Genomic DNA, 24,454 nt, shown 5'->3' on the forward strand with positions numbered 1-24,454 from the left:
AGTGTACTTACAGAGCTTTAGTCCATCAAGTATGTTTTAAAGCTTGCCAAAATTGCTCATCAGCGACGATTTCGCCGTTTTCGTCAAGTGCAGGGTAAGGTAATTTTTTTTGCTTGCACTGCCTTGCGATAATAGGATGGCAGCCTTCAAAGTAAAGTGGGTGCTTAACTTCGGCGCTCAGCATATCTCTATTATATAAACCAGCCAGCTCTCGTTGGCGCTGTGCTTCAAACAATATTAGCGCAGCAGCAACCGAAACATTTAGCGATTGCACCATGCCTTGCATTGGAATAATAATATTTTGATCGGCATATTCTAGGGCTTTTTCTGATATCCCTGTTTTTTCTTGTCCAACAATAATTGCAGTTGGCTTAGTGTAATCTACTTCTCTAAAATCAACGGCATCTTCTGATAGATGAGTTGCTAATATTTGTATTTCTGGATTGCTTTCACGCATTGCCACTACAGCATCATCAATATTTCTATGCAGGTGCGTCTCTAGCCAGTTTTTACTGCCACCCGAGGTATTGTTTGTTAGCCATTTTTGTTTTTCAGGCCATACAGCATGTACGTGATGGCAACCAACCGCATCAGCACTTCGTACTATTGCCGATAAGTTATGGTGTTTATGCACGTCTTCTAAGCACACGGTTAAGTCTGTTTGACGGCGCGAAAGTACGTCTTCGATTCTTTGATAGCGAGTTTGCTGCATGGTTATCCTCTTTTTTCGGCAATTATACGAGATTTTTACAGTTAAGGCATTACCGTACGGCTAATTGGGTTTTGTAGAGAAATAAGTGTTTCTGTTGATTGGATTGCTTCTATGGCCTGTATTTTATTAATCAGCACATCTTGTAAGTGATCAATGGATTTTGTCATTACTTTTATAAATATACTGTAGTTACCTGTTGTGTAATAAGCCTCTACCACTTCCTCCAATGCTTCTAGCTTTATAAGTGTTTGTGGATAATCACGTGCGTTATTTAAATTAATACCTATAAAGCAACACACATCGTAGCCTAGCTGTTTAGTATTAATCGTTAATTGGGTGCCTGTAATGATCCCTGCTTGCTTCATTTTTTCAATTCTTACGTGAATTGTCCCCGCGCTTACATTAAATCTTTTTGCTAATTCGGCGTACGCAGTACGGGCATTTGCCATTAACGCATGAAGTATCTGTTTATCGAGATTATCGATTAAATAATTTTCCATTATATTTTTCTCATAAAATTATCGAATATATGGTTTTTATACCACTTAATTAATGATTTTTATATATTAAGGCTATTTTTGTTATGGGATATTGAATTAATCCTTTAAATCGTTACATTAACTTCATTAAGGGGGCTAGTTAGAGCGCTTTTTATCAATTAAGCAAGTAACAATAACTGGGAATGAGGCCAATTATTATGAGTTCACACTATGTGCAGCAACAGCAGCAAATAAGTAAAGTTAAGCAATTTTTTTCACAACAACTAGAAACCCAACTTGGGCTGGTTGAGGTTCAAGCCCCAATTTTGGCTAAGGTTGGCGACGGCACGCAAGATAACTTAAGCGGCCATGAAAACGCAGTTGCTGTAAATGTGAAAGCGATTACAGATAGCCGCTACGAAGTGGTGCATTCACTGGCTAAGTGGAAACGTAAAACACTGGCTACTTATGGCTTTGGTGTTGGTGAGGGTATTTACACTCAAATGAAGGCCTTGCGCCCAGATGAAGATTCATTAAGTCCTATTCATTCTGTATATGTTGATCAGTGGGATTGGGAAAAAGTAATTAGCGAAACGACAGAGCGTTCGCTGGCAACACTAAAGCAAACTGTTCAGTCTATTTATAAAGGGATAAAAGAGACGGAAGCTTTTGTAAGTGAGTCTTATGGTTTAACGCCTTTTTTACCGGACGATATTAAGTTTGTGCACAGTGAGGAGCTACGTAAAATGTATCCTGACTTTAGTGCTAAGCAACGCGAAAAAGCCATTGCACAAGAATATGGTGCTGTATTTTTAATTGGTATAGGTGGCGCGCTTGGAGATGGCAAAATCCATGATGTAAGAGCCCCAGATTACGATGATTGGTCTACACCAACATGCGATCAATATATGGGTTTAAATGGCGATATTTTAGTATGGAACCCAGTGCTTGAAGATGCATTTGAAATATCATCAATGGGTATACGTGTAAGCCCTGAAGTTTTAAAAGCACAGTTAAGTACAACTGGAGATGAAGACCGTTTAGAGTTTGATTGGCATAAAGCGCTACTACAAAGTAAATTCCCGCAAACAATTGGCGGTGGAATAGGGCAGTCGCGCTTAGCGATGCTATTGCTACAAAAGCAGCATATTGGTCAAGTACAAGTGGGTGTATGGCCGCAGCAAACACATGTTGAGGTAAGTGGTTTACTTTAAAACATGAATTAATTTGAGTGCTCAATAGAGCACTCTGTTCTTAGCTTGTTTTAAACTCTATTTCAATTTTGTTATTCAAAAGTTTAACGTTGCACGGAGGGTAATTACGGATTGTTTTTAGCACTTTATCAAAAATATGAATTTCTACACCTGAATGCAAAACAGAATTTACCGCTAACTTAGCGTCGCTAAGTAAATCGTGCAAGTCGTGATCTAAGTTTGAAAGACGTTTTTCTAATAGCTCTGCTTGCTCACAATAATGTTTTTGAGTAGCGCCAATTTTGGTGATTAATATTTTCTTCTTTTCGGCATCCTTCACTAAATCAGTTTTTTCTAGCGCTGCTTGAAGCGTATCTAATTGTGCATCTGTTTTAGCTAAGTCTTTAAAGCAATTATCAGTATCCGCTGTTATTTCGGCGCCCGAAGCCGCTAGGTTAATAATCATTTTAGCGCCTGATTCATTCCCTATTTCGCCAGCAATGAGAGTTGTTGCATCAAGTATTTCGCCACCAAATATTTTACCCTTAGGTAAGTCTGGTTGGCCTACTTGCAGTAAACGCTTAGCTTTCATGACACAATGGCTTGTTTGACGCTCAATAAAAATATTATTTGCTTCTAGATAGCAATACTGTGAGTGAGATACATGAATATCACCCAGCGAAATTAGTTTGCAAGAAAGTGATTTACTATCCACTTTTTGATGGCCAATAATACCTTGTTTAACAGTGATGTTTCCGCCGGCGGTAAGCTCGCCAGATTCAACCGTGCCAAATATAGTAATATCGCCTTTGGCAGTTACTTTCATCCCTGGGTCTATATTGCGAGTAACAATAACACTGCCTTGAAAGTCAATATGGCCGCTTTTTACATTTACATCTGAAATGGTAAAAATATCGTCGACACGCATGCCATTATTAATTTCAACCGGAACACCAGCAATGGTAGAGACTAACTCAAGCGGATTCATTTTTGATATTTCAGTGCCTTCGCCAGCCACTAATTGTTTATTTTCTCCGGGTTTTGCAGGCAGTATGTCACCTATTACGGTAAATCCTTCTTTACCGGGAGTTGCTGGTTGTTGGCGTATAAGCACAGAGCCAGGCTCTACGCTTGCAAGCTTGCCAAAGTCGCGCATGTCCACACTGCCGTCTTCTTTGAGTTTGGGCGCTTTTAAACGATCTTTTAAAGTTTCTACCGTTGTTATTAGTTTAGTGGCTAAACCATCGCTTGGGAGTCTACCTTTAGCTAATATCCCCTTAACTACAGATCCCGCAGAGTGTTCAGATTGTTTTTGTAGCAGCTGTTCTAAAAAAGCTTGTTTATACCCACGCACAATACCTGCTTTAACGAGTTGTTTTTTTGCATCTTCTAAGCTTAATAACTTTCCACCTTGGGCAAGCGTTAGCTCGCCAATGGCCAGCATTTTATCGTCGCTAATTGTTACATTTAAAGTGGCATTGTGTTTTGTTGCTACAACCAGAGTTTGTTGTGTGTTTTCGTTTTTAAAAAAATCATTAATAGCGTCATGATCTATTTTACAGTCGCAAAAAGCTGACTTTTCGAGAGCCTCTAAAATAAATGCAGCGCTGGGAGGAATATGTTCTTTTACATCAAGTAAAACATTTCCATTGTTGGCAAGCTTAAACACGAGTTAATCCTTTTTTACTACTTAAGTTAAGTTTGTTTTTTAAAACACAACTACAGATTGCTAGAAATTTACATTTGAGTCAAGAAGTCAGAGAAAACGAAGTGCGGAGCGAGAAAATAAAGGCTATAGAGAAGCTCTATAGCCTGTAATACTTAATTGGTAGAAGGTAATTCCATTATTCCGTCTATTTCAACTTGTGCACCTTTTGGGAGTGCACGAACACCTAATGCAGCTCTCGCTGGGTAAGGTTGTTTAAAGTATTGGCTCATTACTTCATTTACAGTGGCGAAGTTAGATAGATCTGTTAGGTAAATATTGATTTTAACTAAGTCTTGGATTTTTCCGCCTGCTTCTTCACATACCGCAGTAATATTTTTAAATACTTGATGCGTTTGTTCGCTAAAGTCTTCTGAAATCATTTCCATCGTTTCTGGAACTAGTGGAATTTGACCAGATAAATAAACAGCGGTACCTACTTTAACTGCTTGGCTGTAAGTGCCAATAGCTGCAGGTGCTTTGTCGGTAGAGATAAATGCTTTATTCATGTGTTTCCTATTTTATTTTTTACGATAGACTTTTTGCACATCAGGCATAACGCGAATGCGGCGCATAATGTTGGCAACGTGGATACGGTTTTTAACGGTAACCCCTAAATCTATCACGTATAAATTACTTTCTTTTTCATCAGTGGCAATTTCTACAATATTGGCTTGGGTTGTAGCAACAACATTGGTTAGCTTAGCTAACGCGCCTTGATGGTTAATAATTTCAACTCTCAGAGCTGCAATATATTCTTTTTCTGGGCTATCGTCCCATTTTACAACTAAGTATTTAGAGCGCTCATTTTCCCAACCACGAATGTTTTTACATTCTTGGCGGTGAACAGTCAGGCCTTTACCTTGGCTTATGTGAGCTGTAATGGCATCACCTGGTACAGGTCGGCAGCACTTAGAGTAATTCACTAACATACCTTCAGTACCAATAATGGTCGCTTTGGCTTGGTTTGTTATATCAGTTAAATCGTCATTGTCATTTTGCAATAAGCGCTTGGCAATTAACATGCTCATTAAGTTACCAGAGCCAATTTCTACCAACAACTCTAAAACTGTGGAGAGTTCGTGTTCTTCAAGTACTCTCGCTATATTTTCATCAGCAATACTATCTAGTTTGTTTTCGCCTAATGCCGAATCAAGTAAACGACGCCCTAAAAGCATAGCTTCTTCATGATGCTGGCTTCTAAGGTAATTACGAACACCTAAGCGTGCTTTACCAGTAACAATAAAGTTTAGCCATGTTGCATTAGGGTGGGCACCTGAGCTTGTTATTATCTCTATGGTTTGCCCTGTATCTAACGGCCTACTTAAAGGATGTGGCTTGCGATTAACGCGTGCGCCTACACAAGTGTTGCCTACATCAGTATGAACTGCATACGCAAAATCGACTGCGGTAGCGCCCATTGGTAGCTCAACAATACGACCATCAGGTGTAAATACGTAAATTTCTTCTGGGAATAGCTCAGTTTTTACATTTTCAATAAATTCAAACGATGAACCCGCACTTTGCTGAAGCTCTAATAAGCTTTGCATCCATTGGCGAGCACGTTGCTGCGAAGTATTACCTGCACCATCACCTGATTTTTTATACATCCAGTGCGCCGCTACACCTTTGTCGGCCATCTGATCCATATCGTGAGTACGAATCTGAATCTCAACAGGTATTCCGTGTGGGCCAACTAATGAAGTATGAAGCGATTGGTAACCGTTAGTTTTTGGTACTGCAATATAATCTTTAAAGCGTGTTTCTATAGGCTTATAAAGACTATGAGCCACACCTAATACGCGATAACACGTATCCATAGAATCAACTGCAATTCTAAACGCGTAAATATCCATAACTTCGTTAAATAGCAGTTCTTTATTAAGCATTTTTTTATAAATACTATATAAATGTTTCTCACGGCCTGACACAGTCGCTTTAATGCCTGACTCTTCAAGACGTGCTTCTATTTCGTGTTGGATATTAGTGATAACTTCTTTGCGATTACCACGTGCTTTTGCTACTTCAGATTTAAGTGCGCGATGACGCATAGGATATAAAGCTTGAAAACCTAAGTCTTCAAGCTCATTTTTAATATCGTGGATACCTAAACGGTTTGCTATTGGCGCGTAAATTTCAAGCGTTTCACGTGCTATTCTGCGGCGCTTATCTGGGCGCAGTGCCCCTAAGGTACGCATGTTGTGTGTTCTATCAGCAAGCTTGATTAAAATAACTCGAATATCCTGAGTCATTGCCATAATCATTTTACGGTAGTTTTCGGCTTGGAATTCTTTTTTATCTTTAAAGCTAAGTTTATCGAGCTTACTTACACCTTCAACGAGTTCTGCCACTGTTTCGCCAAAAATTTCGGCTAAATCTTGTTGGCTAAAATCAGTATCTTCAATTACATCGTGCATTAGCGCGGCCATGAGCGTTTCATGGTCAAGATGCATGCCTGCAAGAATTTGGGTTACTTCAACAGGATGAGTAATATAAGGTTCGCCACTTGAGCGAGTTTGTCCTTCATGGGCCTCTCGGGCTACCACGTAAGATTTTTGAACCAGCTCTACATCAGCAGCGGGCAAGTATTCTGAAATTTTCTTTTTAAGACCTTCAAAAAGATACATTCACACTCCAATGTTCTAGGGCCTGTTGACCTTTCAGGATTAAAATTTGTTCAATCTAAGGGCGATTTAATCGCGGCGCGAGGTTTTTAGCCTAGCGAGCTAAGTAAAAATCGAGCAACAAAGAGTAAATTGCCCCTAGGCAGAACCCTTTGGGCAGCTCATGTTTGGCATTTATGCAAGCATACTACTGCAAATTTAACCTCGAAAGATAGACAGCCCTAGTGAAGCAAATTAGGTAAGTTACGAATATACGATGAAATGAAAGGATTGCCAACGGCTATAGTAGAAATACTGCGCCGTTGGCTAAATCAGACCGGGAGGTCGATTATTGGTTGCCACCAACAATGGCAGCAACAGCAGCTAATTCTGCTGCTTCTTGGTGTTGTTGTTCTTCACGGTCAATTAAGTCCATTGAAGAGCTATCAACTAAACCTAATTCAATTTCACGTAAAGCAACTACCGTTGGCTTATCGTTTTCAGGGTCTACTAGTGGAGTTTTACCACCAACAGCAATTTGGCGGGCACGACGAGCCGCAACTAAAATTAAGTCAAAACGATTACCAACTGCATCTACTGCATCTTCAACTGTTACGCGGGCCATCACAGCACTCCAAAAATAATTTAAAAGCAAAGGCGTAGTTTACTCCAAGGAGCCACTTTCGCCAATAGCCAGTGTTCAATTTTTATCAGTTTTACTTGCCTAAGCCTAATTTAAGTAGGCTTAAATTATTTAAGCAGACTATTTAGTAAAACTTGATGACGATCTTCTTGGGTTTTTAGCGTTAAGCGCTGAGCCATTACAATTGTTTCTATGTCGGCAAGTGCGCTCTCAAAGTCATCATTAACAATTACAAAGTCGTATTCGTTATAATGTGATGTTTCAGATTGTGCTTTTGCCATACGAGAGGCAATAACTTCAGCCGAATCTTGGCCACGGTTATTTAAGCGTTGCTCTAATTCTTCTTTTGAAGGCGGTAGAATAAAAATAGTTTGTACGCTTGGCATAATTTTGCGCACTTGCTGAGCGCCTTGCCAATCAATATCTAAAAACACATCAATACCTGCATCAAGTTGCGACTCAATAGCTTGCTTTGATGTGCCGTAGTAATTATCGAATACTTGAGCCCATTCAAAAAAGTCATCTTTGGCAATAAGCGCTTTAAATTCGTCTGTAGATACAAAGTGATAATGCACGCCATTTTCTTCACCTGGGCGAGGGGCGCGAGTTGTATGTGATACAGATACTTTCATGTCAGCGTGTTTTTTTAATAACGCATTGATTAAGCTTGATTTACCAGCACCAGAAGGGGCTGACAAAATAAATAAGTTACCGCGAGTTTGTGCCATTTTTTCTCTACCTAAAAATAAACAGGCCTGGGTTACAAGTAAGCCAAGCCTTTAATTAACTGCATTGTACTTTAATTAGCTCACCTTGCTCAAGTTAGTCATGCTCATGTTGGTCATGCCCAAATTGGCTTGGGCGTATTTTGCTAAGTTAGATTTTAAATAAAATTGCAGTTTAAAATTGTCAACAGAACTAGCCGCTAGATATAAGTATTTGATAAGGTGAAGTATCACCTAGTAAAGGAGCCTTTATGCTTAATAAAACCTTATTTACCGCACAACAAGTAAGAGACAATGAAGCTTTAGCGGCTAAAAATAGTCATTGTGATTTATTTACCCTAATGCAGCGTGCAGGCGAGGCTGTATATAAGCAGTGGCAGTTATTTGATGCACGGCATACATTAGTCATTGTTGGCCATGGTAACAACGCTGGAGACGGTTACGTTGTAGCTAGGCTTATTATGCAATCAGGTAAAAAGGTAACAGTATGCGCAGCTGAGCCTAATAAAGTATTAACCGGTGATGCAGCAAAAGCGCAGCAGTTATGGATTGAGGCGGGTGGGCTCGTTTCTCATTTTACAAAAGATGCCCTTAATGAGTGCAATATCGTTATTGATGCTCTCCTTGGTACTGGGCTTAAAAGCGCAGTGCGTGATAACTTTGCGAATATAATTAAGGCTGTAAATAACAGTGGTAAGCCCGTAATAAGCATTGATATTCCATCAGGCATTGAGGCTAATACAGGGCAGCCTTTAGGGTGCGCTGTACAAGCGACTTCAACCGTTACCTTTGTGGGTATAAAGCAAGGGCTCACAACGACTGCAGGTAAACAATATAGCGGTAAGTTAGTATTTGATGATTTAGCAATTGGCGATGCATTTACTTGTATAGCGCAATCTTCAGGAACCCTTGTCAATTTCAATAGCTTTAAAGGAATAGCCACGCGAGCAATCAATAGTCACAAAGGAAGCCACGGTAAACTTTTATGTGTTGGTGGCAATCAAGGTACTGCAGGTGCAATTAGGTTAAGTAGTGAAGCAGCTCTTAGAACGGGTGCTGGCATGGTAAGAGTGTATACACACGAAAGCTCAATAACGCCTATTAGCATTGGCAGACCAGAACTTATGGTGAGCAGTAATAACTTACATCAAGCGCTAGAGTGGGCAAGCTGCGCTGTTATTGGCCCAGGGCTTGGGCAAGACGAATGGGCACAGCAAACATTCGATGAAGTAATGCAATATTGCCAAAACAATAAAATGCCATTGGTTATAGATGCAGATGCCCTTAATTTACTAGTTAAGCAAGCTTCATCATATACGTTAGAGCAATGCGTACTTACGCCACATCCAGGCGAAGCCTCTAGACTGTTGAGTGTTAGCACCAGCGAAATCGAATCTGATCGTTTTAATTATGCCCGCCTTTGCGCCAAGCGCTATAACGCGACTTGTGTATTAAAAGGCGCAGGAACATTAATAGATAATGCCCAGCACACGTGGGTATGTGAAGATGGCAACCCGGCATTGGCAGTTGGCGGCAGTGGCGATGTACTTACCGGTATTATTGGTGCATTACTTGCTCAAGGTTTAAATATTGATGAAGCAGCACGCTATGGTGTAACACTGCACGCTAAAGCCGGTGATATCGCAAGTGAGCGAGATGGGCAAAGGGGAATGCTACCCAGTGATTTATTCCCAATTGTAAGAGAGTTAGTTAATAAAGTGACGCGAGTTTAAGCGTCACTTTATCTTGCTAATTATTAAGCTGTAGTAGATCCCATTTTGTACCATATAAATCTTCAAAAACCACGACGGTACCATAGGGTTCTACTCGAGGTTCTTCGTTAAATGTAACGCTTTTAGAAAGCATTAAATTATAATCTCGCCAAAAGTCATTGGTATGCAAAAATAAAAACACGCGACCACCCGTTTGATTACCAATAGCGCTCATCTGTTCGGGCGTTGTGGCTTTAGCAAGCAGTAGACTAGTCCTGCTCGAATTAGTCCCGTTTGAATTAGTCTCGTTTGAATTAGCCCCGTTTGAATTTGGAGGTGAAATTAACACCCAGCGTTTATCATCTCCTAAATCAGTATCCTCGACTAACTCAAAGTTGAGCTTTTGAGTATAAAACTCAATGGCATCGTCGTAGTCCTTAACAACTAATGCAATGCTGCCGATATGCTGTTGAACGTTAGTCATGTTTAGCTCACTCCGTACTATTAAATAAATGTGCTTTTTATCATATTTAGTAAACGATTACGCAGGGTATATGCCCGCAGTATGTAATATGAATTAACTTACGAGTTCGTCTTCATCATCGGGTGGATCACCTGAGTCTTCTTTGCGTTTACGCTGCTCTTGTTTAGCTTTTTGTACATTTTCGTATGTAGGCGGTGGGATAGGAATAATAGAAATAAGCGGAAAGAATGCTAAAAATAAATAAGCCCCCTTAGACATACTTTTACCCCACGTGACCATTTTGAGCATAGCCCAAACTACGAATGAAAATAACCCAGTCACAAGGGCAACAAAAACAAAGAAGATGAATATTGTGTTATTACTTAATAAATCCATTTAATATAAATCTTAGTTATACGTAACTTAGATATGGGTATAAATTAAACAATATCAGTGATTTTTATACCAAAAAGCAAAAAACCAGCCGAAGCTGGTTTTTTATATAAGCGAGGTGCTTAAACGGTGATGTTTATCACATCATTCCGCCCATACCACCCATTCCGCCCATGCCACCCATATCAGCGCCACCAGCTTCATCTTTTGGGATTTCAGCTACCATTGCTTCAGTAGTGATCATTAGACCCGCAATAGACCCTGCAAACTGTAATGCAGAGCGTGTTACTTTAGTTGGATCTAGGATACCCATTTCAATCATGTCGTTGTATTCGCCAGTTGCTGCGTTGTAACCAAAGTTACCGTCGCCGCCTTTAACTGCGTTAATTACAACTGATGCTTCTTCGCCAGCGTTAGTTACGATTTGACGAAGTGGTGCTTCCATTGCACGAAGTGCAACTTTAATACCGTGGTTTTGATCTTCGTTGTCGCCAACTAAATCTACCAGTTTGCTAGCTGCACGTACAAGTGCAACGCCGCCGCCAGGTACTACGCCTTCTTCAACCGCTGCACGAGTTGCATTTAATGCATCTTCAACGCGGTCTTTTTTCTCTTTCATTTCCATTTCAGTAGCAGCACCTACTTTGATTACTGCAACACCGCCAGCTAATTTAGCCATGCGCTCTTGTAGTTTCTCTTTATCGTAGTCTGATGTTGCTTCTTCGATTTGTGCTTTAATTTGTGAAACACGACCGCTAATACCCGCTTCTTCACCAGCACCATCAATGATTGTTGTATCATCTTTAGTGATAATTACGCGCTTAGCTGTACCTAGGTCTTCAACTGTTGCTTTTTCAAGCTCTAAGCCGATTTCTTCAGAAATAACAGTACCGCCAGTTAATACAGCGATATCTTGTAGCATTGCTTTACGACGGTCGCCAAAACCAGGTGCTTTAACTGCTGATACTTTAACAATACCGCGCATGTTATTAACTACTAATGTAGCTAGTGCTTCGCCTTCAAGGTCTTCTGCGATGATTAGTAGTGGTTTGCTTGCTTTAGCAACCGCTTCTAATGTTGGTAATAATTCGCGGATGTTAGATATTTTTTTATCTACAAGTAGAATAAATGGGTTATCTAGTTCAACAGTACCTTTTTCTGGGCTGTTGATAAAGTAAGGAGATAAGTAACCACGGTCAAACTGCATGCCTTCAACAACATCTAGTTCGTTTTCAAGTGATTGACCTTCTTCTACAGTAATAACACCACTGTTACGGCCTACTTTTTCCATTGCTTGTGCAATGATGTCGCCAATCTCTTTATCAGAGTTAGCTGAAATAGTACCTACTTGTGCAATTGCTTTAGTATCAGAACAAGGAACAGATAACGCTTTAAGCTCTGCAACAGCAGCAATAACTGCTTTGTCGATGCCGCGCTTAAGATCCATTGGGTTCATACCCGCTGCAACAGCTTTAAGGCCTTCATTAACAATAGACTGTGCAAGTACTGTAGCGGTAGTTGTACCATCGCCGGCTGCATCATTTGCTTTAGATGCAACTTCTTTAACCATTTGTGCGCCCATGTTTTCAAACTTGTCTTCAAGTTCGATTTCTTTTGCTACAGATACACCATCTTTAGTGATAACTGGTGAGCCAAATGATTTATCTAGTACAACGTTACGGCCTTTAGGACCTAATGTAACTTTTACTGCGTTTGCCAGGATGTTTACGCCAGTTAGCATTTTAGCGCGTGCGTCACCTGCAAAAAGTACTTCTTTTGCTGCCATGTTTTAAATTCCTCTAAATTCTTAAATGTTTATAAACGAAAAGTAGGTTTAGCCTACAATGCCTAAAATATTATCTTCACGCATGATCAGGTACTCTTGACCTTCGATCTTTTCAACTTTTTCAACATATGAGCCAAATAACACAGTGTCACCGGCTTTAACTTCTAACGCTCTCACGTCACCGTTTTCTAAAACGCGACCATTACCTACGGCTACAACTTCTCCGCGAGTTGATTTTTCAGCTGCAGAGCCAGTTAATACAATACCGCCAGCAGATTTTGTTTCTTCTTCTAGACGTTTAACGATTACGCGATCTTGTAAAGGACGAATGTTCATGTTTTTTAGTTCTCCTAACAGTTTCTGAACAGTACAGAAAAAAGCTTTTCTAATTTGCATTCATTAATGGGGGTAGAGTGAAAAATTCCAAGAGAAAAAACGATAAATTTTTAATCTTTTCTCTCATATTCACCATCAATAGTGGTTGGTCGTTCCATTTGCCCTTGCTCTCGTTCAGCATGTTGCTGCCCAGCAAACGGCGATGGCCCTTGTTGCATGCCTGCGCTCATTCTAACAGTTGCTTGGCTAGCAAGGCCTGCAGCCAATTTGTTACGAATTGCAGGGGTTAATAATAGTAGCCCAAATACGTCAGTCATAATGCCAGGAGTAAGGAGTAATACACCTGCAATTACAACGCATATTCCGGTAAATAATTCTTTGGCTGGCATTTGCCCTTGCGCCATTTGCGCTTGTACGTTTTGCAGCGCACCCATACCCTGTGTTTTAACCATTTTGGCACCTAAAATCGCAGTAATAACCACAAGTGCAATTGTTGCAAATCCGCCAATCACGTCGCTTACTTGAATCAGCAAAGCGATTTCGATAATAGGGATGATAATAAACAACACAAATAAAAATCTAAACATAGCGCTCTCTAAATAATGACACTCAAAAGAGTTGATGAAATATAAATGAGGGTGACGAGGTCTCTTTTCAAGGTTAGGGCATAGGTATCGTCATTTTACTGATATTTTAGCGTCTACACATTGTATCGGCTATCAGATACTATGATGATAGACACTGTCCAATAAGTATAGGTTCATAATGACTACGCATTTTAAAATGATTTTTACGACCTGCAAAGACGAAGCAGAAGCACGCACACTTGCAAGGGCGTTGGTAGAAAAAAAACTGGCTGCTTGTGTAAATATTTTACCTAACATGGGCTCTATTTATATGTGGGAAGGCGAAGTTGCAGAAGCAACTGAGGCTAAGCTACTTATAAAAACGAAATCAGATAAAATGAACGATGTGTTTCTAACAATAAAAGAGTTACATAGCTACGAAGTGCCAGAGATTCAGGTTTTAGAAGTTTCTACGGGAAATTTGGCGTATTTTAATTGGATGGACGAGGTACTGAATTAATGCGTTTTTTCTTTTTATTGTTGGTTACATTATTAACCGTACCTGTAAAGGCTGCGACTAATAATGTGCTTGGTGATCTACTTGGGCCTCCTCAACACACTTTTTTACCTGTAGACCAAGCGTTTGTATTTGACTTTGATCAGCAAGGCAGCACCTTGTTTGTAGGTTGGGATATAGCGCCAGACTATTATTTATATAAAAAGAAAATAGAAATCATTGCCAAGGGCGCAAACATCCAAGTAGGTGACTCTGGTAGTGGCGAAATTATTGAAGATGAATTTTTTGGTAAAACAGAAGTCTTTTTTAATACCGCGAGCGTTGTTAGTAAGTTAAGTAATATTACTGAGGGAGCGGTTGTTAAAGTTCGCTATCAGGGCTGTGCAAAAGCAGGGCTTTGTTATCCACCAGAAGTGATTAGTATCCCACTTAGTGTAATTAGTGGCGCACAGATTAAAAATGTAGATCAAAATAGCGCTACCGATGAAGCGGCAACAGCGCAAAGTACATTTGCAGCACTCAACGAGCCAACTACTGAACCTACAACAAATTTAGATGACACCGAAAAAGAACTGACTTTTACTGAGCAATTAGCCAGTCAGAGCTTAGTAACTAATTTACTCATATTTTTTGCTGTTGGTGTAGGCCTTGCTTTTACGCCATGCGTATTCCCAATGTTTCCAATTTTGTCGAGCTTAATTGCGGGTCAGCAAAACCTTTCAACTAAAAAAGCGTTTGCGTTGTCGTTTGTATATATACAAGGTATGGCAGTTACCTATGCAGCGCTTGGCTTAGTTGTTGCTGCGCTTGGTGGGCAAGTGCAGGGGTATTTACAGCATCCATTTGTGTTAATCAGCTTTAGTTTATTATTTGTATTGCTCGCTATGTCGATGTTTGGTTGGTACGAAATTAAACTGCCAAGCAGTATGATGAGCAAGCTAACCCAAGTAAGTAACAACCAAAAAGGCGGCAACTACGTTGGCGTATTTTTAATGGGTGTACTTTCGGGATTAATAGCATCACCTTGTACTACTGCGCCACTGTCGGCGGCGCTCTTATTTGTAGCGCAAAGTGGTGATTATTTAGTAGGTGGTTTAACACTGTACGTGCTTAGTTTAGGTATGGGGTTACCACTTTTATTACTTGGTACATCTGGCGGTAAACTGCTGCCTAAAGCAGGTGGTTGGATGGAGCAAGTTAAAACCTTGTTTGGTTTTGTGATGTTAATAGTGCCGCTTATATTACTTGAGCGACTAGTGAGCGCCGACATTATATTATTAATGGCAGGTGTGCTTGCATTAGCAACAGCACTGTACTTACATCATTGGCAAAGTAGCCAAACACAAAGCAAGTTAAAAACTGCATTATGGTTTGCTGCAACTCTATTAGTTATTACAGGCTTTACGTTAACTAAAAACTACTTTTGGCCGGTACAAGTACAAACAGTACAGGTAAGCTCACAAAATAATGAGTTTAAACAGGTTGCTGATTTAGCAGAACTAAAAGAAGCAGTTGCACAAGCAAACGACGAAGGTCGAATGGTTATGGTCGATTTATATGCCGACTGGTGTGTGGCGTGTAAAGAGTTTGAGCATTACACCTTTCCTGATGCCAAAGTGCAAAGTGAGTTTAGCCATTATCAGCTTATTCAAATTGATTTAACTGAAAGTGATAATAAAACAATTGAGCTAATGGAAGAGTACACTGTGTTTGGTTTACCTAGTATTTTGTTTTTTAACACTCAAGGACAAGAGCTTAGTATGCAGCGCGTAACGGGCTTTTTAAATGCTGAGGACTTTGCTAAACACCTAGCAGTTGTGCGCGCCAGCGCACAATAATAGTGCAATAGTGCCACTTGAATTGTCTAAGTGGCACCTTCATAATTCCCCTTATATTTGTACCCACGACACTGATAAGACCAGTATTTTGCTGCTATTTACGTCGAAATCACTATAATAGTTGGTTAACGTGAGAAATTGTTGCTACATTGCTTTTTCTGCTTACTTAAAAGTGAAAAATTAGTTAGTAACCGCTTAACTCATTACTTATAGGATATATCGCGTATTATGGCTGCAAAATTTAACCTTTTAGTTATAAATGGTCCAAATTTAAACATGCTGGGCAAACGTGAACCGGATAAATACGGTTTTCAAACGCTAAGTGAAATTATGAGCGAACTAACAAGTGCCGCTGATAGTCTAGATGTTGAGTTAACGCATTTTCAAAGTAATAGTGAGCAAGCACTCATTGAACGCATTCACAATGCTTGGCAAGCGGTTGATTACATAATTATCAATCCAGCTGCATTTACGCATACTAGCGTCGCATTACGTGATGCACTGCTGAGTGTTGATATTCCGTTTTTTGAGGTGCACTTAAGTAATGTGCACGCACGTGAAGCCTTTCGTCATCATTCGTATTTTTCTGATGTGGCACAAGGCGTAATATGTGGATTAGGTGCAATGGGTTATCACGCAGCATTAAACGCCGCTGTTAACCGGTTGCAAAGCGCAATTTAATTTAAATTAACACACAAACAACTTACAGGCGGGTCGTGTAATGGATATTCGCAAGATAAAGAAGCTTATCGAATTAGTAGAAGAATCAGGTATTGCTGAGCTAGAAATCACTGAAGGTGAAGAATCAGTACGTATTAACCGTAACAACATGAGTGCAGGCCCAGGTTACCCACAATTTGCTCCACAGCAATATGCACCAGCGCCAGCAGCACCAGTTGCAGCGGCTCCNCCTGTAGCTGTTGAAGCAGCAGCACCAGCTGAGCCTACGGGTCATCAAGTTAAATCACCAATGGTTGGTTCTTTTTACTCTGCTGCGTCTCCTGAAGCTCCAGCATATGTAGAAGTTGGTCAGCAAGTTAAAGTTGGCGATACACTTTGTATTATCGAAGCTATGAAAATGATGAACCAAATTGAATCAGATAAAGCCGGTACAGTAAGAGCTATCTTAGCTGAAAATGGCGAGCCAATAGAATTTGATCAACCTCTATTCATCATTGAATAATAGCGTAACCTAAAAGGCCAACTCTAATGTTAGATAAAGTAGTCATTGCAAACCGAGGTGAAATTGCACTTCGTATATTGCGCGCCTGCAAAGAGCTTGGGATCAAAACGGTTGCTGTGCATTCAACGGCAGATCGCGATCTTAAGCATGTATTGCTTGCAGATGAAACCATCTGTATTGGTAGACCATCAGCAACTGAAAGTTATTTAGATATTCCGCGCATTATTGCTGCGGCTGAAATAACTGACGCTGTAGCGATTCATCCTGGTTACGGTTTCCTTGCAGAAAATGCTGATTTTGCCGACCAAGTTGAGCAAAGTGGTTTTGTATTTATCGGTCCTCGTGGCGACACTATTCGCCTTATGGGTGATAAAGTGTCTGCTATCGCAGCAATGCGTAAAGCAGGTGTTCCATGTGTACCAGGCTCAGACGGTCCGGTATCAGATGATAAAGAACGTAACATGCAAATCGCTAAGCGTATCGGTTACCCGGTAATCATCAAAGCCGCTGGTGGCGGTGGTGGTCGTGGTATGCGTGTTGTTCGCAGCGAATCTGAACTTATTGATTCAATTGCATTAACACAGCAAGAAGCTAAGCAATTCTTTGGTAATAGCATGGTTTACATGGAAAAATTCCTTGAAAATCCACGCCATATCGAAGTCCAAGTATTAGCAGACGGCCAAGGTAATGCAGTGCATTTAGGTGAACGTGATTGTTCTATGCAACGTCGTCACCAAAAAGTAGTTGAAGAAGCGCCAGCACCAGGAATTACTGCTGAAACGCGTAAATTCATTGGCGAGCGCTGTACACGTGCATGTATCGAAATTGGATACCGCGGTGCAGGTACGTTTGAGTTTTTATACGAAAACGGCGAGTTTTACTTCATCGAAATGAATACACGTATTCAGGTTGAACACCCTGTAACTGAAATGGTTACTGGTATCGATTTAGTGAAAGAGCAGTTAAAAATTGCAGCGGGTCAGCCGTTATCATTCACTCAAGACGACGTTGTTATTCGTGGTCATGCTATTGAGTGTCGTATTAATGCTGAAGATCCTGAAACGTTTATCCCGTCACCGGGTAAAATTACACGTTTCCATCCAGCAGGTGGTTTAGGTATTCGTTGGGACAGCCATATTTACGCTGACTACACGGTTCCACCACATTATGATTCAATGATTGGTAAGTTAATTACTTACGGTGAAAACCGTGACGTAGCTATTGCCCGCGCGCGCAATGCACTTAACGAGCTAGTAATTGACGGAATTAAAACTAATACTCCTTTGCATAAGAGAATTCTTGCAGATGAAAACTTCCAAAATGGTGGTACTAACATCCACTATCTTGAGAAGAAATTAGGATTGTAATTCTAGCCTGCAAAAGGCGTTTTATCTCAGTTAATAACCAGAGTTGTTAATCTGATTTAAATAATTAAAAATCCGATATCAGGAGACTGATATCGGATTTTTTAATGCCTGTAATTTATATCAATTCGCTTAATTAAATGATCTATTTTGAGGGCGGAAAAACGTGTTGCTAGCTAGGCAAAAAATTCGCTATTTATTTGTTTTAAATGAGAATTTTTTAACGCAGGTAGCGACGCGTTTAGCCCCGCAAAATGATTAAGTATAAAATGATTAAGTATTATTGCGGATTGGTATTAAGCCTTATAGGTAATAAAAAAGTCCATAAAATATACTGCAAAGAGTAAATTCGATGGACTCAATATTTATACAATATGTTGAACTAACATTAAACTAATTTAGATTCAATTAACTGCAGTGCTTCTTCTAAAATTGTTTCTACTGCTTTTTTAGCGCGTTCAGGGTCGCGTGACTTTATGGTCTCTAAAATATCAGCGTGCTTAGCAACGTCTGCGCCCGGTACACCTTTAATGTGGTTTGTATAACGAATACTTACTCTAAGGGCTGTACTAATAAACTCAGTTAACTGCACAAAAAAGCGATTGTTACTGGCAACTAATATGCTGGTATGAAAAGCAATGTCAGCTTCTAGTGGATCGTCTAAGCCTTCGTCTGCTTCAGCCATACGGGCTAAAGCGTTATCAATTTCAGCGAGTTGTTCTGCAGTTGCATTTAGTGCAGCAAGCGCGGCCGCTTGTGGTTCGAGGGCAACACGTACTTGAGTAAACTCTTTTAATAATGACAGTGATGGCTTACTGCTTAAAATCCAACGTAGTACGTCGGTATCAAACATGTTCCAGCTGCTTTCAGGTAATACACGAATACCTTGCTTAGGACGAGAAGAAATTAATCCTTTAGCTGAGAGCATTTTTACCGCTTCGCGGGTGGCGCTGCGACTTACATCATATTTTATACATAAATCGGCTTCAGAAGGCAGGCCTTCGCTTACAGGGTAAACACCACGCACAATAGCAAAACCCAAATCGTGGGTTAATTGTTGTGTTAAATTTTGACGGGGTTGGCTTTTCATTGCGCAGGATTCCGAGTTGATATATTGCTTTATTATATATCATATATCATATTAATGTACTCAAGGATATGATATAAACTTTTAATTAGCTAAATATTTTAACACAGCAATAACAGCTTAGTTTGGCTCTTTATAGTGTAAGTATAAGTTTATAAAGAGTTTAAATGAAATTGAAAATGCGCTGTATGGAGAGTTGAATTTGAACACCCTCGCTCAATATCATAGTCTTTCTGGTAAAGTTATTTTTATTACTGGTGGTGCATCAGGCATCGGCAGAGCAATGGTTAAGTCCTTTGTAAACCAAAATGCAAAAGTAGCATTTATAGATATTGATGATAAGGCAGCGCAATCGCTTATTCGTGATTTACCCAATGCAAAACTATGGTATAGGCAAGTTGATGTAACTGACTCTCATGCACTTCAGCAATCACTTGTGGATGCATGCGCCGCTTTTGGTGCTATTAATGTACTAGTTAATAATGTAGCGAACGACCGCCGGCAAGCGAGCGAAGACGTTACCGTGCAAGATTGGGATCAGTGCTTACAAATAAACTTAAACCCTGCATTTTTTGCTTCTCAAGTTGCTATGTCTTTTATGAAAGGCGATGGAGCCGGCAGTATCATTAACTTTAGCTCTATTAACGCGATTATGGGCCAGCCANATTACGGCGAGTTCGGTATTCGCGTTAACGCTATTTTACCTGGATGGGTTGCTACCGACCGTCAACTAGCAAGTTGGTTTACCGAAGAAGAGCAAGTTAAGTGGATGGAAGCCATGGCGCTTAAAAAATTAGTAACACCTGAAGATGTTGCTAATTTGGCACTCTTTTTAGCCGCCGATGAAAGCAGTATGATCACCGGGCAGAGTATTAAAATCGACGGTGGGAGGCTTTAAAGCTTGGCTAATTCATCTCTTTTTATTGCTGTTGACTGGGGCACGAGCCATTTACGTGCTTATTTGTGCGAAGTACATGCGCAATCAACACTTAAGTTACTAGCACAGCGTGATGGCCCAGGAGTTGTTAAGGCGAATCAAAATTTTGAGCAAACCTTAATTGACACCATTGCGGTGTGGAAGCAAGAATATGGTAGTTTACCCGTTTATATTGCCGGGCAAATTACCTCAAGTATTGGCTGGCACGAAACGCCTTATTTAGAGTGCCCAATTAATCCTGAGGGGTTACTTAATGCTGCGGTTAGTTTTGATTGCGATGGGCATACTATTAAAGCGTTACCCGGCACAAAGTGTACGCTGCAAAATAGCTTATTTGATGTAATGCGCGGCGAAGAGCTGCAAATTTTAGGGTTTTTAAAACAAAATCCAGAGTATCAACAAGGTAAAATATTATTATGTTTGCCTGGCACACATACCAAATGGGTGCTTATAAATAATGGCGAAATCATTTGCTTTAAAACAGCCATGACCGGCGAGTTATATGATTTGTTATGTCATCAAAGTGTTTTAATTCCTAACGACTGCGCAGAAGGTGAGTTTGACTTTAAAGCATTTGAGCAAGGCTGCGAGCTAACTTTAGGTAGTGATAGCGGTAACTTGGCACATGGTATTTTTAGTGTGCGTACCCGCCAGCTTTCAAAGGAGCTAACACCAGTACAAGCAAAAGCCTATTTGTCGGGCGTATTAATAGGGAGCGATGTACGAGCAGCTCGCCATGCAAGCGAGTGGCAATTATTGAGTGATACACAAGTTGTGGTGATTGGTACAAAACAACTTAATATGTGTTTTACCACAGCACTTAAGCAAATTGGTGTTAAGTGTGTTGAGTTTGATATTAAAACTGCCACGCTAAGTGGCTTTAATTATTTATTTAATTTAGAGTCAAAAAAATAAACCCCTCTATAATAATCAATTATAAAGGGGTTGCACGGGAAGTTTTTAGGACTACAACAGCCAATTACTTTAGCGGTTATTAAGCAATTTTAGCCGCTTTGCTTTGCTCAATATAATCATTAAGCGTAGCAACTTGTGCCTCATTAAAACGTAGTCCTAATTTACTACGACGCCATAAAATATTGTATGCGTTTTCTGCCCACTCTTCATTTAGCAAGTAATTTACTTCTGCTGCAAATAAACCATGGCCAAAATCTTGGCCTAAATCACTCAGTCCAGTTGCACTACCTAGTATAATTTTAGCGCGAGTACCGTAAGTGCGCACAAAGCGTTTAAGTGTTATTTCAGGTAGCCATTCATATTTCGCTTTTAGCTCTGATTTAAGAGCTTCTACAGAGCTAAAATCGCCACCAGGGAGTGAGCTGTGCTTAGTCCACGCTTCGCTCATTTGTGGGTAAAATTCTTCAAGCTTATTAACTGCAGCTTCGGCGAGTTTACGATAAGTAGTAATTTTTCCACCAAACACACTCAATAGTGGTGTTTGCTTGGCGTCACTCGAAAGCTCTAATTTATAATCGCGAGTAACGGCTTGTGCATTAACTGATTCGTCATCAAGTAATGGGCGTACACCCGAGAAGGTATGTACTATATCTTCGCGTTTAATATGGTTTTTAAAGTAACTGTTAGTAATATCAATTAAGTAATCGATTTCTTCATCACTAATTTTAACGTCTTGCGCTTCACCTGTGTGTTCTACATCGGTTGTGCCAACAAGTGAGAAGTCATCTTCAAACGGAATAACAAATACAATACGCTGATCTTTATTTTGTAAAATGTAAGCTTGCTTCTCATCGTGAATGCGCGGCACCACAATGTGGCTGCCTTTCACAAGGCGAATATTTTGTGGCGACTTTTCTGCTAGCGCTTCATCAAATAATTTAGCAACCCAAGGGCCCGCAGCGTTAACAATACCTTTGGCAGAAATGCTGTATTTAGCTTTACTTTTTTGCTGCTCAAGCGTTACCTGCCACTTACCTTGCTCGCGTTTGGCATTTACACACTTAGTTTGCGTGGTAATAACGGCGCCTTTTTGCTGCGCTGCTAAGGCATTTAAAACGACTAAGCGAGAGTCATCAACCCAGCCATCTGAGTATTCAAAACCTTTGGTAATAGAAGGTTCTAGTACGCTATTTTCGCCAAACTTGATGCTTCGAGAACCCGCTAGTGTTTCGCGCTTTGCTAGGTTGTCATACATAAACAAACCAATGCGAATCATCCATGCAGGGCGTAGATGCTTTTGATGCGGCAATCTAAAAGTAAGTGGCCACATAATGTGAGGTGCATTTTTAAGTAGCACTTCACGCTCGGCTAAGGCTTCTTTTACTAATCTAAATTCGTAGTGCTCAAGGTAGCGCAGACCACCGTGGATCAGCTTAGAACTGTTTGAAGATGTTGCACAGGCAAGGTCTGATTGTTCGCACAAGAGTACTTTTAATCCTCTGCCTGCTGCATCAGCTGCTATTCCAGTGCCGTTTACACCGCCACCGATGACTAGTAAGTCATATTCGTTATCTGCTAATTCCACCGAGCTAACCTTTTTATTTGTAATATAAATAAGACATAAGCATCATAAAGCTGCTGTTTTCATTTGACAATAGAAAACCCAGTTTTTTATTCGTTAATTTTGACGCTGATCCATTTTCAATTTAAAGCAGTAAAGCATCCCTTTTAAATCTAGCTATTGGCTAAGTTAAAAAGGCGAAGTGGCTAAAGTATTCGCTTAGCCACTTAGTACTTACTCCGGACAGTTTTTATTCGTTAAACATACTTGAGCAACGCAGTGCTGCCATTTTGCATATAAATCGTTACGTTCGTCGGCGCTCATAGTTGGCTCAAAACGACGGTCGCATGTCCACATTTTAGATAACTGCTCGGTTGACTCGTACACACCTGTTTGTAAGCCAGCTAAATATGCTACGCCTAAAGAGGTGGTTTCGGTCACAGTTGGGCGCTCAACTGTTGCGCCTAAAATATTTGATAAGAAGGTCATAACCCAGTTATTTTTTACCATACCGCCATCTACACGAAGCACACTTGGGCGAAGACCATCACGCTCCATCGCTTTTTGTAAATCTTTGGTCTGGTAACCAACTGATTGCAGAGCAGCCGCAACAATAGTGCTAATACCTGAATCGCGTGTTAGACCTAAAATAGCGCCACGTGCATTAGGGTCCCAATAAGGAGCACCTAAACCCGTAAACGAAGGCACTAAAAATACACCATGATCGAGCGGTACATCTTTAACCATCGATTCACTTTCGCCAGCATGGCTAAGTAGCTTTAAGCCTTCAACAATCCACTGCATCGTTGCGCCAGCCATAAATATGCTGCCTTCAATGGCGTAAGTTGGTTTGCCGTTTAATCTATAGGCAACAGTGGTCAGTAAGCGATTTTCTGAGGTCAGTGCTTTTTCGCCAGTATTAAGCATTAAAAAACAGCCTGTGCCGTAAGTACTTTTTGCCATGCCTTGTTCAAAACATGCGTGACCAACAAGCGCAGCTTGCTGATCGCCTGCAATACCACAAACACGAATTGGCGCACCAAAAATGTCAGCACTGGTTGAGCCAAACTCGTCAGCTGAATCCATTACTTCTGGAAGCATAGATTCTGGAATATCGAATAACTCTAAAAGCTCTTGATCCCATTGCTGGGTATGTATATTAAATAACATGGTGCGCGATGCATTGGTTGCATCGGTGCGGTGCTCTTTGCCGCCTGTTAGCTGCCAAAGCAGGTAGGTGTCAACCGTACCAAAAGCGAGCTCACCTGCAAGAGCTTGTTCGCGTGCGCCTTCAACGTTATCTAAAATCCAACGAATTTTAGTGGCCGAAAAATAAGGGTCGAGCAATAAGCCTGTTTTTTCGCTTATCGTTTGGCAAAGCTCATCAGTTGTTAGGCTTTCGCAATAGTCACTTGTGCGACGGTCTTGCCATACAATAGCGTTATAAATTGTTTTGCCTGTTTTTTTGTTCCACACTAACGTGGTTTCGCGCTGGTTGGTGATACCAATGGCAATAATTTCTTCAGGCTTTACATCGTTTTTAGTTAAGACTTCGCGGCTAGTACTAAGCACTGTTTGCCAAATATCGTTAGGGTCGTGTTCTACCCAACCATTTTGTGGAAAATGCTGCGAAAATTCTTGTTGTGCTGTACCAAAAACGTCTGCATCTTTTGTAAACAAGATGGCCCGAGAGCTTGTGGTTCCTTGATCAATTGAGAGTATGTATTTGGACATGA

General features: G+C 40.4%; 24 protein-coding genes. 9 read left to right on the forward strand and 15 right to left on the reverse strand.

Going from position 1 to position 24,454, the window contains the following annotated elements:
- Positions 1-25 precede the first annotated feature (25 nt).
- Positions 26-712 (reverse strand): tRNA (guanosine(18)-2'-O)-methyltransferase TrmH, encoded by a 687-nt coding sequence (gene trmH, locus L656_RS0116645; protein ID WP_024600046.1) that lies wholly within the window; start codon positions 710-712, stop codon positions 26-28.
- A gap of 41 nt (positions 713-753) precedes the next feature.
- Positions 754-1,212 (reverse strand): transcriptional regulator AsnC, encoded by a 459-nt coding sequence (gene asnC, locus L656_RS0116650; protein WP_002958822.1) that lies wholly within the window; start codon positions 1,210-1,212, stop codon positions 754-756.
- Positions 1,213-1,409: 197 nt separating this feature from the next.
- On the opposite strand from asnC, the gene asnA reads away from it, so the two are divergent.
- Positions 1,410-2,405 carry an aspartate--ammonia ligase gene (asnA, locus tag L656_RS0116655; RefSeq protein WP_024600047.1) on the forward strand — a complete coding sequence of 332 codons (996 nt, stop codon included), beginning with the start codon at positions 1,410-1,412 and terminating at the stop codon, positions 2,403-2,405.
- Between the two features lie 40 nt (positions 2,406-2,445).
- On the opposite strand, the gene L656_RS0116660 is transcribed toward asnA, so the two are convergent.
- The 5 genes from L656_RS0116660 to gmk all read right to left on the reverse strand — a co-directional run bounded on the left by L656_RS0116660 (position 2,446) and on the right by gmk (position 8,063).
- Positions 2,446-4,053, reverse strand: coding sequence for a DUF342 domain-containing protein (locus tag L656_RS0116660; protein WP_024600048.1), 1,608 nt, complete (start codon positions 4,051-4,053; stop codon positions 2,446-2,448).
- Positions 4,054-4,205: 152 nt separating this feature from the next.
- Complete coding sequence (locus L656_RS0116665) at positions 4,206-4,598, reverse strand: RidA family protein (RefSeq protein WP_024600049.1); 393 nt, start codon at positions 4,596-4,598, stop codon at positions 4,206-4,208.
- 12 nt (positions 4,599-4,610) lie between these two features.
- Positions 4,611-6,716, reverse strand: coding sequence for a bifunctional GTP diphosphokinase/guanosine-3',5'-bis pyrophosphate 3'-pyrophosphohydrolase (gene spoT, locus L656_RS0116670; RefSeq protein WP_024600050.1), 2,106 nt, complete (start codon positions 6,714-6,716; stop codon positions 4,611-4,613).
- Between the two features lie 325 nt (positions 6,717-7,041).
- Positions 7,042-7,317, reverse strand: a complete 276-nt coding sequence (gene rpoZ / locus L656_RS0116675) for a DNA-directed RNA polymerase subunit omega (RefSeq protein WP_002958829.1) — start codon at positions 7,315-7,317, stop codon at positions 7,042-7,044.
- 125 nt (positions 7,318-7,442) lie between these two features.
- A complete protein-coding gene (gene gmk / locus L656_RS0116680; RefSeq protein WP_024600051.1) occupies positions 7,443-8,063 on the reverse strand; it encodes a guanylate kinase in 621 nt (206 codons plus the stop codon).
- Positions 8,064-8,311: 248 nt separating this feature from the next.
- Between gmk and L656_RS0116685 the strand changes: the two genes are divergently transcribed.
- Positions 8,312-9,793: a bifunctional ADP-dependent NAD(P)H-hydrate dehydratase/NAD(P)H-hydrate epimerase gene (locus L656_RS0116685; RefSeq protein ID WP_024600052.1), complete on the forward strand. Its 1,482-nt coding sequence runs from the start codon at positions 8,312-8,314 to the stop codon at positions 9,791-9,793.
- Between the two features lie 16 nt (positions 9,794-9,809).
- Here L656_RS0116685 and L656_RS0116690 read toward each other — a convergent pair whose 3' ends face one another.
- The 5 genes from L656_RS0116690 to L656_RS0116710 form a co-directional block, all read right to left on the reverse strand.
- The gene (locus tag L656_RS0116690) at positions 9,810-10,256 is read right to left on the reverse strand and encodes a VOC family protein (RefSeq protein ID WP_024600053.1); all 447 of its coding nucleotides are present in this window, start codon (positions 10,254-10,256) and stop codon (positions 9,810-9,812) included.
- Positions 10,257-10,349: 93 nt separating this feature from the next.
- A complete protein-coding gene (locus L656_RS01000000122375) occupies positions 10,350-10,631 on the reverse strand; it encodes a hypothetical protein (protein WP_024600054.1) in 282 nt (93 codons plus the stop codon).
- 136 nt (positions 10,632-10,767) lie between these two features.
- Positions 10,768-12,414 (reverse strand): chaperonin GroEL, encoded by a 1,647-nt coding sequence (gene groL, locus L656_RS0116700; protein ID WP_007580030.1) that lies wholly within the window; start codon positions 12,412-12,414, stop codon positions 10,768-10,770.
- Positions 12,415-12,462: 48 nt separating this feature from the next.
- On the reverse strand, positions 12,463-12,750 hold the full coding sequence (locus tag L656_RS0116705; protein ID WP_007580032.1) for a co-chaperone GroES: 288 nt from the start codon (positions 12,748-12,750) through the stop codon (positions 12,463-12,465).
- Positions 12,751-12,860: 110 nt separating this feature from the next.
- Positions 12,861-13,337 carry an FxsA family protein gene (locus L656_RS0116710; RefSeq protein ID WP_007580034.1) on the reverse strand — a complete coding sequence of 159 codons (477 nt, stop codon included), beginning with the start codon at positions 13,335-13,337 and terminating at the stop codon, positions 12,861-12,863.
- 178 nt (positions 13,338-13,515) lie between these two features.
- Here L656_RS0116710 and cutA point away from each other — a divergent pair, with 178 nt between their 5' ends.
- The 5 genes from cutA (at position 13,516) to accC (ending at position 18,221) form a co-directional block, all read left to right on the forward strand.
- The gene (gene cutA, locus L656_RS0116715) at positions 13,516-13,836 is read left to right on the forward strand and encodes a divalent-cation tolerance protein CutA (protein ID WP_007580036.1); all 321 of its coding nucleotides are present in this window, start codon (positions 13,516-13,518) and stop codon (positions 13,834-13,836) included.
- Positions 13,836-15,671, forward strand: coding sequence for a protein-disulfide reductase DsbD (locus L656_RS0116720; RefSeq protein ID WP_024600055.1), 1,836 nt, complete (start codon positions 13,836-13,838; stop codon positions 15,669-15,671). The genes cutA and L656_RS0116720 overlap by 1 nt, the downstream gene beginning before the upstream one ends.
- Before the next feature lie 228 nt (positions 15,672-15,899).
- Complete coding sequence (gene aroQ / locus L656_RS0116725; RefSeq protein WP_024600056.1) at positions 15,900-16,352, forward strand: type II 3-dehydroquinate dehydratase; 453 nt, start codon at positions 15,900-15,902, stop codon at positions 16,350-16,352.
- Positions 16,353-16,392: 40 nt separating this feature from the next.
- On the forward strand, positions 16,393-16,854 hold the full coding sequence (gene accB, locus L656_RS0116730) for an acetyl-CoA carboxylase biotin carboxyl carrier protein (RefSeq protein WP_024600057.1): 462 nt from the start codon (positions 16,393-16,395) through the stop codon (positions 16,852-16,854).
- A 26-nt stretch (positions 16,855-16,880) separates the two neighbouring features.
- Complete coding sequence (accC, locus tag L656_RS0116735) at positions 16,881-18,221, forward strand: acetyl-CoA carboxylase biotin carboxylase subunit (RefSeq protein WP_007580045.1); 1,341 nt, start codon at positions 16,881-16,883, stop codon at positions 18,219-18,221.
- A gap of 385 nt (positions 18,222-18,606) precedes the next feature.
- On the opposite strand, the gene L656_RS0116740 is transcribed toward accC, so the two are convergent.
- A complete protein-coding gene (locus L656_RS0116740; RefSeq protein WP_007580047.1) occupies positions 18,607-19,308 on the reverse strand; it encodes a FadR/GntR family transcriptional regulator in 702 nt (233 codons plus the stop codon).
- A gap of 199 nt (positions 19,309-19,507) precedes the next feature.
- On the opposite strand from L656_RS0116740, the gene L656_RS0116745 reads away from it, so the two are divergent.
- Together L656_RS0116745 and L656_RS0116750 are read left to right on the forward strand one after the other, a co-directional pair.
- Positions 19,508-20,203 (forward strand): SDR family NAD(P)-dependent oxidoreductase, encoded by a 696-nt coding sequence (locus L656_RS0116745; RefSeq protein WP_024600058.1) that lies wholly within the window; start codon positions 19,508-19,510, stop codon positions 20,201-20,203.
- Positions 20,204-20,206: 3 nt separating this feature from the next.
- Positions 20,207-21,157 (forward strand): 2-dehydro-3-deoxygalactonokinase, encoded by a 951-nt coding sequence (locus tag L656_RS0116750; protein ID WP_024600059.1) that lies wholly within the window; start codon positions 20,207-20,209, stop codon positions 21,155-21,157.
- A 79-nt stretch (positions 21,158-21,236) separates the two neighbouring features.
- On the opposite strand, the gene glpD is transcribed toward L656_RS0116750, so the two are convergent.
- Positions 21,237-22,742, reverse strand: coding sequence for a glycerol-3-phosphate dehydrogenase (gene glpD / locus L656_RS0116755; protein WP_024600060.1), 1,506 nt, complete (start codon positions 22,740-22,742; stop codon positions 21,237-21,239).
- Between the two features lie 210 nt (positions 22,743-22,952).
- The gene (gene glpK / locus L656_RS0116760) at positions 22,953-24,452 is read right to left on the reverse strand and encodes a glycerol kinase GlpK (protein ID WP_033037088.1); all 1,500 of its coding nucleotides are present in this window, start codon (positions 24,450-24,452) and stop codon (positions 22,953-22,955) included.
- Positions 24,453-24,454: the final 2 nt, after the last annotated feature.

This window comes from Pseudoalteromonas sp. TAE56 (assembly GCF_000497955.1).
GTDB lineage: Bacteria > Pseudomonadota > Gammaproteobacteria > Enterobacterales > Alteromonadaceae > Pseudoalteromonas.

Coding starts and splice junctions, on each gene's coding strand:
- asnC (WP_002958822.1), bottom strand. CDS start 1,212: ATGGAAAATTATTTAATCGATAATCTCGATAAACAGATACTTCATGCG.
- L656_RS0116690 (WP_024600053.1), bottom strand. CDS start 10,256: ATGACTAACGTTCAACAGCATATCGGCAGCATTGCATTAGTTGTTAAG.
- asnA (WP_024600047.1), top strand. CDS start 1,410: ATGAGTTCACACTATGTGCAGCAACAGCAGCAAATAAGTAAAGTTAAG.
- L656_RS0116705 (WP_007580032.1), bottom strand. CDS start 12,750: ATGAACATTCGTCCTTTACAAGATCGCGTAATCGTTAAACGTCTAGAA.
- L656_RS0116740 (WP_007580047.1), bottom strand. CDS start 19,308: ATGAAAAGCCAACCCCGTCAAAATTTAACACAACAATTAACCCACGAT.
- L656_RS0116720 (WP_024600055.1), top strand. CDS start 13,836: ATGCGTTTTTTCTTTTTATTGTTGGTTACATTATTAACCGTACCTGTA.
- aroQ (WP_024600056.1), top strand. CDS start 15,900: ATGGCTGCAAAATTTAACCTTTTAGTTATAAATGGTCCAAATTTAAAC.
- cutA (WP_007580036.1), top strand. CDS start 13,516: ATGACTACGCATTTTAAAATGATTTTTACGACCTGCAAAGACGAAGCA.
- rpoZ (WP_002958829.1), bottom strand. CDS start 7,317: ATGGCCCGCGTAACAGTTGAAGATGCAGTAGATGCAGTTGGTAATCGT.
- L656_RS0116710 (WP_007580034.1), bottom strand. CDS start 13,337: ATGTTTAGATTTTTATTTGTGTTGTTTATTATCATCCCTATTATCGAA.
- spoT (WP_024600050.1), bottom strand. CDS start 6,716: ATGTATCTTTTTGAAGGTCTTAAAAAGAAAATTTCAGAATACTTGCCC.
- trmH (WP_024600046.1), bottom strand. CDS start 712: ATGCAGCAAACTCGCTATCAAAGAATCGAAGACGTACTTTCGCGCCGT.
- accC (WP_007580045.1), top strand. CDS start 16,881: ATGTTAGATAAAGTAGTCATTGCAAACCGAGGTGAAATTGCACTTCGT.
- glpK (WP_033037088.1), bottom strand. CDS start 24,452: ATGTCCAAATACATACTCTCAATTGATCAAGGAACCACAAGCTCTCGG.
- L656_RS01000000122375 (WP_024600054.1), bottom strand. CDS start 10,631: ATGGATTTATTAAGTAATAACACAATATTCATCTTCTTTGTTTTTGTT.
- gmk (WP_024600051.1), bottom strand. CDS start 8,063: ATGGCACAAACTCGCGGTAACTTATTTATTTTGTCAGCCCCTTCTGGT.
- groL (WP_007580030.1), bottom strand. CDS start 12,414: ATGGCAGCAAAAGAAGTACTTTTTGCAGGTGACGCACGCGCTAAAATG.
- L656_RS0116685 (WP_024600052.1), top strand. CDS start 8,312: ATGCTTAATAAAACCTTATTTACCGCACAACAAGTAAGAGACAATGAA.
- L656_RS0116665 (WP_024600049.1), bottom strand. CDS start 4,598: ATGAATAAAGCATTTATCTCTACCGACAAAGCACCTGCAGCTATTGGC.